This window comes from Staphylococcus marylandisciuri, assembly GCF_025519785.1.
In the GTDB taxonomy this organism is placed as follows: domain Bacteria; phylum Bacillota; class Bacilli; order Staphylococcales; family Staphylococcaceae; genus Staphylococcus; species Staphylococcus marylandisciuri.
Map to the genome: position 1 here is coordinate 1 of NZ_JAOPKZ010000005.1, position 14800 is coordinate 14800.

Annotated in this window: 13 protein-coding genes; 10 read left to right on the plus strand and 3 right to left on the minus strand. The window is 35.6% G+C overall.

The features are described from left to right. Window positions 1-411 precede the first annotated feature (411 nt). A complete protein-coding gene (locus N9R04_RS03530) occupies window positions 412-1443 on the plus strand; it encodes an alpha/beta hydrolase (protein ID WP_262855324.1) in 1032 nt (343 codons plus the stop codon). Window positions 1444-1822: 379 nt separating this feature from the next. Here N9R04_RS03530 and N9R04_RS03535 read toward each other — a convergent pair whose 3' ends face one another. Then, on the minus strand, window positions 1823-2329 hold the full coding sequence (locus tag N9R04_RS03535) for a GNAT family N-acetyltransferase (protein ID WP_262855150.1): 507 nt from the start codon (window positions 2327-2329) through the stop codon (window positions 1823-1825). An 837-nt stretch (window positions 2330-3166) separates the two neighbouring features. Here N9R04_RS03535 and N9R04_RS03540 point away from each other — a divergent pair. Both N9R04_RS03540 and N9R04_RS03545 read left to right on the plus strand, forming a co-directional pair. Then, entirely contained in the window at window positions 3167-3784 is a 618-nt protein-coding gene (locus tag N9R04_RS03540; RefSeq protein WP_262855152.1) for a DUF47 domain-containing protein, read from the plus strand. A 14-nt stretch (window positions 3785-3798) separates the two neighbouring features. Then, on the plus strand, window positions 3799-4815 hold the full coding sequence (locus tag N9R04_RS03545) for an inorganic phosphate transporter (RefSeq protein ID WP_262855154.1): 1017 nt from the start codon (window positions 3799-3801) through the stop codon (window positions 4813-4815). Window positions 4816-5389: 574 nt separating this feature from the next. Here N9R04_RS03545 and N9R04_RS03550 read toward each other — a convergent pair. Further along, entirely contained in the window at window positions 5390-6226 is an 837-nt protein-coding gene (locus N9R04_RS03550) for a LysM peptidoglycan-binding domain-containing protein (RefSeq protein WP_262855156.1), read from the minus strand. A gap of 350 nt (window positions 6227-6576) precedes the next feature. On the opposite strand from N9R04_RS03550, the gene N9R04_RS03555 reads away from it, so the two are divergent. From N9R04_RS03555 to N9R04_RS03570, 4 genes are all read left to right on the plus strand, one after another. After that, entirely contained in the window at window positions 6577-7215 is a 639-nt protein-coding gene (locus N9R04_RS03555) for a Bax inhibitor-1/YccA family protein (protein ID WP_306439811.1), read from the plus strand. Window positions 7216-7505: 290 nt separating this feature from the next. Next, window positions 7506-9680: a helix-turn-helix transcriptional regulator gene (locus N9R04_RS03560; RefSeq protein WP_262855160.1), complete on the plus strand. Its 2175-nt coding sequence runs from the start codon at window positions 7506-7508 to the stop codon at window positions 9678-9680. A 147-nt stretch (window positions 9681-9827) separates the two neighbouring features. Continuing rightward, window positions 9828-10187 (plus strand): transcriptional regulator, SarA/Rot family, encoded by a 360-nt coding sequence (locus tag N9R04_RS03565; RefSeq protein ID WP_262855161.1) that lies wholly within the window; start codon window positions 9828-9830, stop codon window positions 10185-10187. A gap of 606 nt (window positions 10188-10793) precedes the next feature. Further along, window positions 10794-11513, plus strand: coding sequence for a YebC/PmpR family DNA-binding transcriptional regulator (locus N9R04_RS03570; RefSeq protein WP_262855162.1), 720 nt, complete (start codon window positions 10794-10796; stop codon window positions 11511-11513). 261 nt (window positions 11514-11774) lie between these two features. Here N9R04_RS03570 and N9R04_RS03575 read toward each other — a convergent pair whose 3' ends face one another. Continuing rightward, window positions 11775-11939, minus strand: a complete 165-nt coding sequence (locus N9R04_RS03575) for a hypothetical protein (RefSeq protein ID WP_262855163.1) — start codon at window positions 11937-11939, stop codon at window positions 11775-11777. 367 nt (window positions 11940-12306) lie between these two features. Between N9R04_RS03575 and N9R04_RS03580 the strand changes: the two genes are divergently transcribed. From N9R04_RS03580 to N9R04_RS03590, 3 genes are all read left to right on the plus strand, one after another. Next, window positions 12307-12459 (plus strand): hypothetical protein, encoded by a 153-nt coding sequence (locus N9R04_RS03580; protein WP_262855165.1) that lies wholly within the window; start codon window positions 12307-12309, stop codon window positions 12457-12459. A gap of 584 nt (window positions 12460-13043) precedes the next feature. Continuing rightward, window positions 13044-13814, plus strand: coding sequence for a ribonuclease FAU-1 family protein (locus tag N9R04_RS03585; RefSeq protein ID WP_262855166.1), 771 nt, complete (start codon window positions 13044-13046; stop codon window positions 13812-13814). 119 nt (window positions 13815-13933) lie between these two features. Beyond that, a complete protein-coding gene (locus N9R04_RS03590) occupies window positions 13934-14794 on the plus strand; it encodes a LysR family transcriptional regulator (protein WP_262855167.1) in 861 nt (286 codons plus the stop codon). Window positions 14795-14800 lie beyond the last annotated feature (6 nt).

Genomic DNA, 14800 nt, shown 5'->3' on the forward strand with positions numbered 1-14800 from the left:
AAAAGATTTCGTGGTCCCGCCCCGGCAAGGATGACTAGAATTGAAAAAAGCTTAATACAAGCGCGTTTTCAAATCAGTCATCTACTGCCGAGATGTTGAAGGGAGCGGGACAGAAATCTAATTTGAACAAAAAAGATTTCGTGGTCCCGCCCCGGCAAGGATGACTAGAATTGAAAAAAGCTTAATACAAGCGCGTTTTCAAATCAGTCATCTACTGCCGAGATGTTGAAGGGAGCGGGACAGAAATCTAATTTGAATAAAAGGATTTCGTAGTCCCGCCCCGGCAAGGATGACTAGAATTGAAAGAAGCTTGATACAAGCGCGTTTTCAAATCAGTCATCTACTGCCAAGATGCTGAAAGAAGCTGAGACATTACATTATGTCCCAGCCTCTGAGAAGGGAAAGGTAGCCATGCAGAATCAGAGAAAATGGAGATTTATCTCATTCTCAGCGATTATAATAGTAGCTCTCGTTGTGGCTTTGTTGCTTAAAATCAATTTCGATCGTAACCATACTAAGGATCGACAAGAGGAAGTCCAAATTAATAATAAAAATGTAAATCTTTTTACTAATATAAATTATAGTAAGGCCTTTCCTAATAGTCGGTTAGATATCATTACGCCTAGTAATATGGAGCAAGATAATAAGCTACCCGTCATCTTCTGGACTCATGGAGGAGGTTACATAGCAGGAGATAAACAATATAAAAACCCTCTATTAGCTAAAATTGCAGAACAAGGATATATTGTCGTGAACATCAATTATGCGCTAGCTCCTAATAACAAATATCCAACTCAGTTAAAGCAAATAAATGATGCTGTGTCGTTTATTAAACAGAATAAGCACGATCTGCCTATAGATTTCGATCAAGTCGTCTTCGGAGGTGATTCGGCAGGTGCTCAAATGGCTAGTCAATATACTGCGATGCAAACCAATCAATCTCTACGTGAAGAAATGTACTTTGATAAGCAATTTAATGCAGATCAAATTAAAGCGGTCATACTCTATGGCGGTTTCTATAATATGAAGACGGTGCGGGCAACGGAATTTCCGAGAATCCAACTCTTTATGGAAAGTTATACTGGTGAGAAAGATTGGGAGAATCAATTTAAGAATATTACTCAAATGTCAACTATCAACCAAATTACTAAAGACTATCCTCCAACCTATTTATCAGTAGGAGATAGGGATCCTTTTGATAGCCAAAATCGAGCTTTTGCGAAGAAATTGAGAAGTAAAGGCATATCAACTGAAACCTTATTCTATAATGGTTCGCATAAGCTACATCATCAATACCAGTTCCACTTAAACCTTCCAGAATCAAAGACTAACATTAAGGATACACTGAAGTTTTTAAGTCGTAATACAAAATCTTCTGGAGTAGAAACTGAAATTAAACCTGAAGATGAGGGGCTATACGGGGTGGAGTTGAATCCTTATTAGTTGAAGAAAAGAAGTAATCTAGCTTAACTAAATATTGAATTTAGAAAGGGAGCGGGACAGAAATCTAATTTGAATAAAAAGATTTCGTAGTCCCGCTCCGGGAAAGATGACTAGAATTGAAAAAAGCTTGATACAAGCGTGTTTTCAAATCAGTTATCTACTGCCGAGATGTTGAAAGAGGGAGCGGGACAGAAATCTAATTTGAATAAAAAAGATTTCGTAGTCCCGCCCCGGCAAGGATGACTAGAATTGAAAAAAGCTTGATACAAGCGCATTTTCAAATCAGTCATCTACTGCCGAGATGCTGAAAGAGGCTGGGATTTATGTCCCAGCCTCTTTCTCTCTAGTCAAAGACCTTTATGTCCCAGCCTTTTAAATTTTATAATAATAATTTTGCCATTACGTACTTATTATAATACTTATAGTCAATGTATAATTTGTCACGCAGCTCACCTTCAATTTGATACCCAGCATTTTTAAATAAATTTACAGCGGTTGAATTTTCAGGAACGACTGAGACTTCAATTCTTCGGATGTTTCTGTTTAGACACCACGCTTCTACCGCATTAATTAGTGATTGCCCGAGACCTCTTTCCCTGGAATATTTAATCACGCCCATATTGAACTTCGCCTCGTGTTTAGCTCGTTCTAAATTCTCAGTTTCTACTATGGCATAACCTACAAGTTTGCCATCATTCTCAGCAACGAAGATATTATTGGTAGGGGAAGTAATCATACGCTCTAAATTTGAAATTATAGCTGATTGTGAAGGTGCATATTCTCCAGGATTGTAGACCATATATTTCGCATCATCATAGATTGAGCTCAGAAGGGATTGAAAAGCATCAACATCTTGTATACTGATCTCGCGTATTAAATGAGCCACTCATTCCACCTCATTTTTAGAATTATTTAATAATTATTATTATATAAAATAACACTAAAATCACTATATTACTATAATTAACTGTACTTTTAATCTAATTATTATTATTGAAATTGAATTTATCTTTTTTATTTCAATTTAAAATGACTTCTAAGATGGTGATAGGTGGTGAGTAACATTTTCAACTCTAACACTGAGTTAGCTTACTTTAATCATAGTTAAGTGAATAGAAATCCCTCTCTATATAGAAGTTAATGTGTGTCGAGATGCGGATTGTAGAGTACTGTGTGTATTAATCTTCCAAGTCAATTAGCTGCTGTGTATAAAAGGGGGAGCGGGACAGAAATCTAATTTGAATAAAAAGATTTCGTAGTCCGCCTCGGCAAGGATGACTAGAATTGAAAAAGCTTGATGCAAGCGCATTTTCAAATCAGTCATCTACTGCCAAGATGCTGAAAAAGGCTGAGACATTACATTATGTCCCAGCCTCTTTCTCTTTAGTCAAAGACCATTATGTCCCAGCTTTTCTTATATATATTTCAGTCTCCACTAAGTGTCACGAAGCAGTGTAAAATGAGTAAAACTTTAATATTAAGATTTTGTAAATATAATTGTGGAATTGTTAATTTTATGCTATTTTCAAGTAAGACAAATCATCATTTTTAACGGGTGATAAACAGTTTAAAAACTCACATAACTTTGAATACATAAAAAATAATTAGGTAATTGGATGAGTTCTCACCCTCGTTTTTCTTAGATATTTGTCCCCTTATTATGTTTATCAAGGAAAGGCATATAAGTACAGGTGATTACCACCTATCAAATGGAGGATTTTGAATGTTTAATAAGAAAAAAGATAAGTTTATGGTGCAGTTGGAGGAAATGGTTTTCAACTTAGATCGGGCAGCTGTTGAATTCGGCAAAATGGATTTCAACACGCACTTAGACTTAAAAGCGTATTCAGACAATATTAAAACTTATGAGTCTCACGGCGATGAATTGATGCACCAAGTCATATCAGATTTAAACCAAACGTTTATTACACCAATCGAGCGTGAGGATATCCTCTCTTTATGTAACGCGATTGATGACGTCTTAGATGGTATTGAGGAAACGGCAGCTATGTTTGAAATGTACTCAATTGAGTATACAGATGAATACATGGCTGAATTTGTTGAGAATATTCAAAAATCAATTGCTGAAATGAAATTAGCGGTAGGATTATTGGTGGACAAGAAATTAACACATATGCGAATTCACTCTATCAATATTAAAGAATTTGAAACAAATTGTGACGGCATATTACGTCAATCTATTAAACATATATTCAACAGTGAAACTGATCCAATTACTTTGATAAAAATAAAAGAAATATACGAGAGCATGGAAGAAATTGCTGATAAATGTCAAACAGTCGCAAATAACTTTGAAACAATTATTATGAAAAATAGCTAAGGGGTCCTCACGTTATGGATTATATTTTAATTGTCACGATAGCTATCGTTTTATTTTCACTTGTATTCGACTTTATCAACGGTTTCCATGATACAGCGAATGCAGTAGCTACAGCCGTTTCAACACGTGCTTTAACACCGCGTACAGCTATTCTACTCGCAGCGGTAATGAATTTCATAGGTGCCTTAACATTTACAGGCGTAGCGGGAACAATTACGAAAGACATCGTTGATCCTTTTAAACTGGAGAACGGTTTAATTGTTGTGCTATCAGCTATTCTTGCAGCAATCATATGGAACTTAGTTACATGGCTTTACGGCATTCCGAGTTCGTCGTCTCATGCTCTTATTGGAGCCATTGCAGGCGCAGCCATCGCTTCACAACGTTCATTTAACGTCTTACATTATCAAGGGTTTACCAAGATCATTATAGTGTTGCTTTTATCACCATTAATAGCATTTTGCGTTGGCTTTATAATCTATACAATTGTTAAGTTTGTCTTTAGAAACGCAAATCTAACAAAAACAAATCGTAACTTTAGATTCTTCCAAATCTTTACGGCTGCTCTCCAGTCGTTCTCTCATGGTACGAATGACGCTCAGAAATCAATGGGTATCATTACATTGGCACTGATCGTAGCGAACTTACAACACGGTCCTAGTGTGGAGCCACAACTGTGGGTTAAAATAGCTTGTGCCACTGCCATGGGGTTAGGTACTGCTGTCGGCGGTTGGAAGATTATTAAGACGGTTGGTGGAAATATAATGAAAATTCGCCCGGCAAATGGAGCAGCTGCTGATCTGTCTTCTGCATTGACGATCTTTGTAGCGTCTTCATTACATTTCCCCTTATCAACGACGCACGTTGTATCTTCTTCAATACTTGGTGTAGGGGCTTCTAACCGAATTAAAGGTGTTAAATGGACAACTGCCCAAAGAATGGTTGTAACATGGGTAATTACATTACCAATTTCAGCTATTCTGGCCGCAATAGTTTACTTTATTGTTAATTTTTTCTTTAAATTAGTATAAATTATACAGACACTACTTCGTCATTAACTGTATACGGAGTAGTGTTTTTATATAAGTAATAGAGAATGAACATTAGAAAAGAGATCCCGAGACAAAAACGTTTAGGATTTGAGCCGGGGGCCCCAACAAAGAGAAACTGGTAAACCAGTTTCAACAAGCACAGCGAGTTGGGGTGGGGCCCCAACACAGGGAAACTGGTGAGACAGTTTCGTCAAACACTGCAAGTTGGGGTGGGGCCCAACCAAGAGGGAGCGGAACAGAAATCGAATTTGAATAAAAAGATTTCGTAGTCCCGCCCCGGCAAGGATGACTAGAATTGAAAAAGCTTGATACAAGCGCATTTTCAAATCAGTCATCTACTGCCAAGATGCTGAAAAAGGCTGAGACATTACATTATGTCTCAGCCTTTTTTAGAGAGATGTGTTTCGTCATCTTTAAATAGTGACCAAAAAAGAGACCGTTTATCTAGGCAAGGAACTGACAGCACTTAACGAGTATGCTCTATATGTTACCGAGAACAATAGTCGCTCTTGTACCTAAGATAAACGTGTCTCTAATAGCAAAGTTTATGATATTAATGGATATAGTTGAAGTTTGAAACTTGAGATGCTGGAATAGTACGGTAGCCAACAGTGCCTGGTGGTGTATTATAATTCATTTCTGAAACAAGAATGCTACCGTCTGGATTGATTTGTTCTACATAAGCAACGTGACCTACTGGACCTTCAACTGTTTGAAGAATTGATCCGACACTTGGGGAGTTATCTACACGATAACCATCCGCTTGTGCGTTGCTTGCCCAATTCTCAGCATTATACCAATAAGTACTAATTGGTTTGCCAGTTTCTTTACGACGGTTAAATGCATGCCATGTACATTGACCCCAGTCGTATAAATTTTGATGGTTGAATGTAGGTGAATCGTTTTGATCAGCTACACCAGTAGTTCCACCTGAACCACCAGATTGTTGAGAAGCTGCACCATCGTTTGAATTACTAGGGATTTTTAACGTTTGGTTAGGTGTGATTAAATAACCATTTAAATTATTAGCTTTCATTAATTTGTCTACTGAAACGCCGTATTTGTTAGCAATAACATTTAAGGACTCACCTGCTTGGACAGTGTGAGTTGAAGCGTTTGAAGATGGAGAAGCACTGTTTGAGCTAGCACTTTCTCCTTGAGCTCCACTGCCACCACCAATTTTAATCACTTGGCCAGGGAAAACCATATTATTACTTAAATTATTGTTTTGTTTAAGTTCATCTGGTGTAGTGTTGTACTTATTAGCGATAGACCATAAAGACTCTCCTGATTTTACAGTATGTTGCGTAGAAGCTTGAGCATCGTGATGTGCTAATGCTGCAGCAGCTCCAGACGCAGCCGTAACTGCAAATGCTACCTTCTTCTTCAAAAGTACTCCTCCTTCGACTCTTTAACAAAGAATATTATCTAACTAATTTATAACCCATACTAACAAACTTAATCTAATTTGTGTATGTTGTTATAGAGATGTAATATTGTAAAAATTTAAATCTACTTTCATTAAGTTAAATGAACTCTATTTTCATGCGAGTTGAAAAGATAATCACTTATTTAAGATAAGTTGTTTATTAATGTGACTGTAATATTTAGTTTATATACTTTCTAAAAAGTGTAATAATTGAATATATTCGAAATGTTTCATAATAGGAAAATAAGTGAATCATATATGTAAGACAGTTACAAGGAGTGAAAAACGTGGCAGATACAGCACAACGCTCAATGCATAATCAACAGAAACATAACAAAGAAAGGTCACACGCGCAGTCTTATGGTAAAGTTTGGCTGTTCTTTGTCTACTATTGGATCATATTTGGAATAGGATGTTATCTCGGCCAATATTTACCAGATTCTTGGCGCCAACCCTTATCGTTTGCTTTACTTGCACTCGTGTTAATCACTTTATTTGTGAAACGTGCTCGTAAATATGGAATAGTTATCTCTCACATTTATACAATTGTATTAGGTTTGCTGTCTTATGCGACGTTTACTTACTATTTACAAAGCTTAGGTGCTGACGTATTCTATAAAAATGTCGCCTTAGCTATTGTCGCGTTTATCGTCTTTGGATTAATTGGTTTCTTCTTAATTCGTGATGCGTCCAGTATGGGGAAATATTTATTTGTTACGCTTATAGCTCTCATTATAGCAAGTTTAGTTGGTATCTTTATCCATAATCCGATTTTACACACAGCGATTATGGTGGTGGGATTATTATTATTTTTACTTTACACGATCTATGATTTTAATAGAATGAAACGTGGAGCGTATAATGCACGTGAATTAGGTTTTAACTTATTCTTAAACCTTATTCATATTATCAAATATGTTCTAAGAATAGCCGATCGTTTAAGAAAGTAATTATTTATATGTAGATAGTTAACGTAGCTTCAATGTTCATATATAAAAGTTAGGGCAACGTGAGCAGCTGTAATAAATTTGTTGTCCTGGCTTTTTAATGCAAAAAGGGAAATTTATAGTCGATAAATTGTGCAAAATTTTATATGAATTGTAACAATTAATTATATAATATATATAGTGTGTTCATAAATAAAGTAGGTTTCTAAAATATATAGAATAAAAAATTTATCGTCCCCCGTTAAGTTTGCTAAACGGTTTGTATATAATAAAACTTTAAAAGAGGTTCTACTATGGAAAGACAATGCTTACAATTCCTAACTGAAAACCAATATCCAATATCACGATGTATTGACGGCATACTTCTCTTCTTACCACTTGAAGGTAAACTCGATATCGATAGTATTTCTAAAGCTCGCGCAGTTTCTAATAATTTTATTCTAATCAATGATGTAGAAATGTATAAGATTAGAGAAAATGGCACTTCATTAATGGTATACATAGCGAGCGATTGGTTTGAAGAACTCGGTTTTAATTTCTTTGATTATAAATACAGTATCAATTTAATTCAATCGACGAACGATATTAAACGTGCCATGTTAAATCTGGCTGCAGGTTATTTAAATAATTCCTTAACTAACAGTCAGTTTGAAAAGTGGATGCAAGATATAACACTTATCATTGCTAAAGAAGCTAAAATATCAACCTCACTTGTATATCAACATTTGACTTATAGCGAGTACGGCAAGTTCGGAGAAATATTAGAATATATTTTTAAACATTTAAATAACAAATTGACATTAAGTGCGCTTTCGGAAAACCTCTATATTTCAAAATCAAATATTTCAGGTCAATTCTATAATAAGTTAGGGATAGGCGTTAAAACCTATGTTGACTCTATACGTATAGCTAATTCAATGCGCTATCTCATAGGTTGCAATAATACATTAGAAGAAATTTCTGAGCAAAGTGGGTTTAGTAACGGGGCAAGTTATAGCAAAAAGTTTAAGGCATATATGGGAATGTCACCGAATGACTATCGAAATCTAGATAAGCGTGACAAATATGGGCGTTTGAAGACAAAACACAATAAGGGATTTAACTATCATCATTTAAATGATCTTATCAAGGACAAACGTTTAGCATGTTATAAGACAAGTGATATAAAAATAGATAATGAGCCGCCTGAGACATATCGTCCTTGTTGTAATGTCATACAAATTCATAGCGTTGCAGAATTAAGAAAGCTATTTCTAGAAGATTTCACATTTTATAAAAAAGAAGCCATGGGACGGATAATATTTTATTGCTTAGTAGACTTTGATCTTTTAGTAAATAAATTTACTGAAGAAGAGAAGAGAACGGTAATATATAGTATACTCAAAAATCGATTAACTGTTGCTTTTAAGATTCACTCAAAAGAAGAACTAACTTTGCATATGGAGTATAAGTGGCCTTTAGTTAAAGAAGTGCTGGACAGTAACGAGCACATAGACAGAGCGACAGTCAAAGGCTTCACGTACATTTTTGATACTACCACGATGGATTTAAAATCGATCTATCGCAATATTATTTGGATTCAAAATTATAAATCTAATCTTGACTTCGGTATAGATGTCACATCTTTATTCAACCAACCTGAATTGTTTAAAATCTTGGAACCACAAATTAAACGAATAAATTTCAAATATTATTTTATTGATAATGCTTCTCTTGAACCACCTTATCTGATTCATGATTCCGAACAAATACTAACTAAACAGCTCATGAACTTTACTAAGTTGAAAGAGATTATGAACAGATTTGATATAGATGACCAATCATGTTATTTGCTCAACCTTGAAAATCGACTGTTATCTAATGATAAAGTAGCGGAGATAATGGATAGTCCGCCTATATTGATGGAAATGTTGAAAGAGACTTGGAACCATTTTGGTGGTATTGGTCTAGACCTTTTTCAACAAACTGAAGGAAATGAACATTTATATTTATACGATAAGAATGCGTTTCGATCTTCTTTAAATACGCTTCTGCAACGATTCTTAGAGCTGAAAGACATTAAGCTTAAAGATTACGGTTATTATTTGGTGGCGCATCAAAAAGATAAAATTACGATTTATATTTATGATTGGCGTGTTCTTGAAGGTGAGTCGATAGATAAAAGTGCTGAACCTGCCCGACTCACAATGGATACGCAAAATAACGTGATCAATGATAGTCACCTTATCTATAGTGAAAGTTTTGACGGCAATCAAGGCAATATTAATCATATCGTTCCCTCCTCATTACGAGATAAATACAAGTGGTCGAATCAACTTATTCGTAAGATTGAACAATTTAATCAACCTCAATTTGAAATCTTTGAACATAACTTTAGTGAATCGGCATTAGAATTTAAATTAAGCTATAATGGGGTCCGTATCATGCATATTTTCAACAAAGGCAATGTTGATAATTTTAATAATTAAGTGTTTATGATTAAAAGTGTATTACAACTTAATTCAATATTATTCGTAATTATGACAAAAGAATAGAAAAAAACGATAACGACAAACACCAGCGTTGTAAGAGAAAATGGTATATAGACTGCCTACTTATAACGGGAGGTGTACAACATGAATTCTGAGAAGAAGGCGAAATTGATTGATATTTATAAGAAGTACAAGGCGCTTTCAGACCACTTGAGTACTAATTATAAATTATCAATTAATGATCTAGCTATTCTTGCAGTTATTGAAGAAAACTGTAGTAAACAAAATATGTTGATGCAACCTTTTCTTAAAATAGCTACCAAGGAGCTAGAGTTAAGCCGTACTAAAGTGTTAGCCTCTATACGCAAATTAATAAATCAAGATCGAGTGAGTAAAGTACGCTCTGAAGACGATGAGCGTAAAGTCTATTTATTCATGAACGAAGATAATACTACAAGTTATCGTGATTTATTAGATGAGGTGGAGGCGTTTATCGATAAATAATCTTCTTGGGGAATGAATCTTTAATTTTTTATAACATTGGGAGCGGGACAGAAATCTAATTGGAATAAAAAGATTTCGTAGTCCCGCCCCGGCAAGGATGACTAGAATTGAAAAAAGCTTGATGCAAGCGCATTTTCAAATCAGTCATCTACTGCCAAGATGCTGAAAGAGGGAGCGGGACAGAAATCTAATTGGAATAAAAAGATTTCGTAGTCCCGCCCCGGCAAGGATGACTAGAATTGAAAGAAGCTTGATACAAGCGCATTTTCAAATCAGTCATCTACTGCCAAGATGCTGAAAGAGGCTGGGAATTATATCCCAGCCTCTTTCTCTCTAGTCAAAGACCTTCATGTCCCTGTCTCTTTCTCTCTAGTCAAAGACCTTCATGTCCCTGTCACTTTCTCTCTAGTCAAAGACCATTATATCCCAGTCTCAATTTTTTTAATTGAACTAGAATATTAATGAAAATTTTCTACTATTAAAACTAAAGAGAATTTATAGCTGAAAAATGCAGCTCTAGCTCGTGTTAACGTCTAGGTTATAGCTTTTATATAGTGTATAATATAGTATGTTGAAATAAGAGTGAAAGAAAGCGAGATGACATAAATGGGTCGTAAATGGAATAATATTAAAGAAAAAAAGGCTCAAAAAGATAAAAATACTAGCAGAATTTATGCTCGATTTGGAAAAGAGATATATGTGGCTGCGAAATCGGGGGAACCTGATCCAGAATCTAACCAAGCTTTAAGGCTTACATTAGAAAAAGCGAAAACATATTCTGTTCCTAGACATATTATTGACAAGGCGATTGAAAAAGCTAAAGGTGGCGGTGAAGAGAATTACGACCACCTGCGTTACGAAGGTTTCGGCCCGAGTGGTTCTATGATTATTGTTGATGCCTTAACTAACAACGTGAATCGCACAGCTTCAGATATACGTGCTGCTTTTGGTAAAAATGGTGGTAATATGGGAGTTTCTGGTTCGGTTGCGTATATGTTTGATCACACTGCTACATTTGCATTTGAAGGTAATGACCCAGATGAAGTACTTGAATCTCTCATGGAACAAGATGTCGATGTAAGAGATATTATAGACCAAAATGGTTTGATCGTCGTATACGCTGAACCTGATCAATTTGCTCAAGTTCAAAGCGCTTTAAAAACGTACGGTGTTACAGAATTTGAAGTAGCTGAATTTGAAATGTTACCACAGAATGAAGTGAGGTTGTCATCTGATGATCAAACTCAATTTGAAAAGTTAATTGACGCCATTGAAGAACTAGAAGATGTCCAGAATATCTTCCATAATGTAGAGCTAAATGAATAGTGAGAGAATAACAATTCTTGTAAGTGGGGGAGACGTAGAAATTTATTGATTGACTTTCCCACTTTGTTTTTAGCATGCAATGAGACCAAGTCACATTTAGCTAAAGGATATATCTTCTATCATTTGAGTTCAAAGGTTGATTAACGTCACTAGCGTGGTGGAACAGAACAGCAGAAAAAGCGGCATGAATTCTCTTGAAGTTAAACGCATTTTTCTACTCTTAATGAGAAGTGAGCCGGAACGCATTTGAATGATGTTATCTCATGCACTAAAGATTTCTTCCGCATTAGTGATAATGTACTTTAATCTATTCGTATTCAGTTCAATCATACCCTTCGTGGATGAAAGCTGACCTACTTTGCGCACGTATACACAATTGTTCTTCATTACTACACTGCTTCCCTTCTTTTTGACATTATCAGTCACATACCTACCTCCTAACGCTCCAGTTTAATAGTCAAAATCTTAGTACTGCTATTGAGTTAGCTATATTTGATAAATTAACGTTATGCTCTAATTGGTTAGAGATCATCGTCACTCCTGGTTAGCAGAGTGCGCTTTTCGTAATTAATCATCTTCTCAGCTAATCTGCTCGAATAAGTCCTTTATAAATCAGTCATGATTGTCCTCTTATATTAATTCTGAAAATATACTACTATCTTAGTCGTATAACAATTTAACAATCAATAAAGTTCTCTTAACCAAGAGGTCGGGGCAAAAGCGTTTAGGATTTGAGCGGGGCCCCAACAAAGAGAAACTGGTAAACCAGTTTCAACAAGCACTGCAAGTTGGGGTGGGGCCCCAACACAAAGAAACTGGTTCATCAGTTTCCACCAGCAATGCGAGTTGGGGTGGGCCCCAACAAAGAGAAACTGGTAAATCAGTTTCCTCAAGTACAGCGAGTTGGGGCGGGCCTATAAAAGCGAAGCCGAAGGCTGGGACATAAATCCCAGCCTCTTTAACATCTCGGCAGTAGATGGCTGATTTGAAAACGCGCTTGTATCAAGCTTTTTTCAATTCTAGTCATCCTTGCCGGGGCGGGACTACGAAATCTTTTTGTTCAAATTAGATTTCTGTCCCGCTCCCTCTTTCAGCATCTCGGCAGTAGATGGCTGATTTGAAAATGCGCTTGCATCAAGCTTTTTTCAATTCTAGTCATCCTTGCCGGGGCGGGACTACGAAATTATTTTATTCAAATTAGATTTCTGTCCCGCTCCCTTCAACATCTCGGCAGTAGATGACTGATTTGAAAACGCGCTTGTATCAAGCTTTTTTCAATTCTAGTCATCTTTGCCGGGGCGGGACTACGAAATCATTTTATTTAAATTAGATTTCTGTCCCGTTCCCGAGTCGTGAGTATTCTGCCAAAAATCCTAATTTTGGAACGCCGTTAATCGGTTGCATAGAGTATAGAAACTATATATCTTAATCGCAGAAAATTTTACTATCTGAATTAATTATCTTTGATATCTTACATAGGATGACAGAGGGGGTGTACTTCTATATAATGAGTTACAAGGAGTGATGGCAGTGAAAGTCAAATATATCGATAAACGTCACTGGCGTCGTATCATAGATAGAGAATATACTGAAATAAAGGTTAATAATAATAAATTCAAAGGTATCATTGGACTGGTTGAAATGCGTAAAGTCCGCGATCCTCTTGAGGTTTCTGTTGTTGATCAAAATATTATTGTGGCTGACGATGGCTATCAATGGTTACAAATTTTGCCGGAGAAGAAGCGTTACAGTATAACAGTAATGATGGATGAGAATTGCAATCCATTAGAGTATTATTTCGACATAAATGTTAAAAATATAACTCAACGGGGTCATGCACGGACGTTAGATTTATTTTTAGATGTTCTAGTCTTACCTGATGGACGATATGAATTAGTAGACGAAGATGATTTATTACGGGCATTAGAAAATCAAGAAATAAGTAATAAGCAATATCATGAAGCTTATGTGATTGCGCATCAATTAATGATTAAAATTAATGCAGATTTTCCAGCTATGCAAGATAAAATCATGTATTGTTTTCATAAGATTAAACGAAAATCAGAAGGGCGCCAACCAAAAAAGCGTAATAAGTTTAAACCTAAATTTACTGCGAAACAAGGGGCTTCAAACTCTAAACATCAGCAACGACATGATAAATCTCATTTTAAAAAAAGAAAAAAGAGAAATCATCAACCTAAGTCGAATCATGCGCAATCATCGAATAATAAAGTGAGTTCTCGAGGCAGTGGTAAACACCACAAAACCTTAAAAGATTACTCAAAATATATTAAGAAATAGCTCATTCTAATTATGAGTAAAAGGGCATTTATAGTAATTAATAGAGGTTAAAGACTTGTAAAAATAAATATCTAAAGAGATAAGTCAGAATATCTGAAAAGTTGTTATGGGGGGAAACTATGAAGATAGAAGATTATCGTTTACTGACTACGCTGAATGAAACCAAGACTTTGAGAAAAGCGGCGGAGATACTATATATATCACAGCCGGCAGTAACGCAACGCTTGAAAGCAATAGAAAGTGCATTTGGCGTAGATATCTTTATACGCACAAAAAAGCAATTAATTACTACTACTGAAGGGGCTATGATTATTGAGCATGCGAAAGATATGTTGAATAGAGAGAGGCTATTCCTAGATAAGATGCAAGCTCACATTGGAGAAGTGAACGGAACTATTTCCATTGGCTGTTCTTCATTGATTGGTCAAACGTTATTGCCTGAAATACTCAATCTGTATACGCGTCAATTTCCTAATGTAGAAATACAAGTGCAAGTCGGTTCAAGTGAACAGATTAAAGCAAATCAAAAAGACTATCACGTGATGATAGTTCGTGGTAATAAAATCATGAATCATAGTAACACACATCTTTATGATGATGAACATTACTTTATTTATCCTAAAGATCGAAAAGAAGATGTGAGTAACCTACCGTTTATTGAGTTTCAAGCAGATCCTATTTATATCAATCAAATTAAAGATTGGTACAGTCATCAATTAGGATTGGATTACCATGCGATGATCACGGTAGATCAAGTTGCGACTTGTAAAGAAATGTTACTCAATGGCGTAGGTGTAACGATCCTACCGAAGATTATGATGAAAGATCTCGATCAAGAACATTTTGCGACGCAACGTGTCCATGTAGGTCAAGATCCATTAATCCGTTCTACATATATGAGTTATGATGCCAGTATGGTTCAATTACCTCAAGTCGATTCATTTATTAATTTAGTCTTAGAATACGTAAAGAAAACATAAAGTATT

What these genes read in the sequence shown, in the direction of transcription:
- N9R04_RS03560 (WP_262855160.1), top strand. Translation starts at nt 7,506, where the DNA reads ATGGAAAGACAATGCTTACAATTCCTAACTGAAAACCAATATCCAATA.
- N9R04_RS03545 (WP_262855154.1), top strand. Translation starts at nt 3,799, where the DNA reads ATGGATTATATTTTAATTGTCACGATAGCTATCGTTTTATTTTCACTT.
- N9R04_RS03590 (WP_262855167.1), top strand. Translation starts at nt 13,934, where the DNA reads ATGAAGATAGAAGATTATCGTTTACTGACTACGCTGAATGAAACCAAG.
- N9R04_RS03570 (WP_262855162.1), top strand. Translation starts at nt 10,794, where the DNA reads ATGGGTCGTAAATGGAATAATATTAAAGAAAAAAAGGCTCAAAAAGAT.
- N9R04_RS03530 (WP_262855324.1), top strand. Translation starts at nt 412, where the DNA reads ATGCAGAATCAGAGAAAATGGAGATTTATCTCATTCTCAGCGATTATA.
- N9R04_RS03555 (WP_306439811.1), top strand. Translation starts at nt 6,577, where the DNA reads ATGCATAATCAACAGAAACATAACAAAGAAAGGTCACACGCGCAGTCT.
- N9R04_RS03565 (WP_262855161.1), top strand. Translation starts at nt 9,828, where the DNA reads ATGAATTCTGAGAAGAAGGCGAAATTGATTGATATTTATAAGAAGTAC.
- N9R04_RS03540 (WP_262855152.1), top strand. Translation starts at nt 3,167, where the DNA reads ATGTTTAATAAGAAAAAAGATAAGTTTATGGTGCAGTTGGAGGAAATG.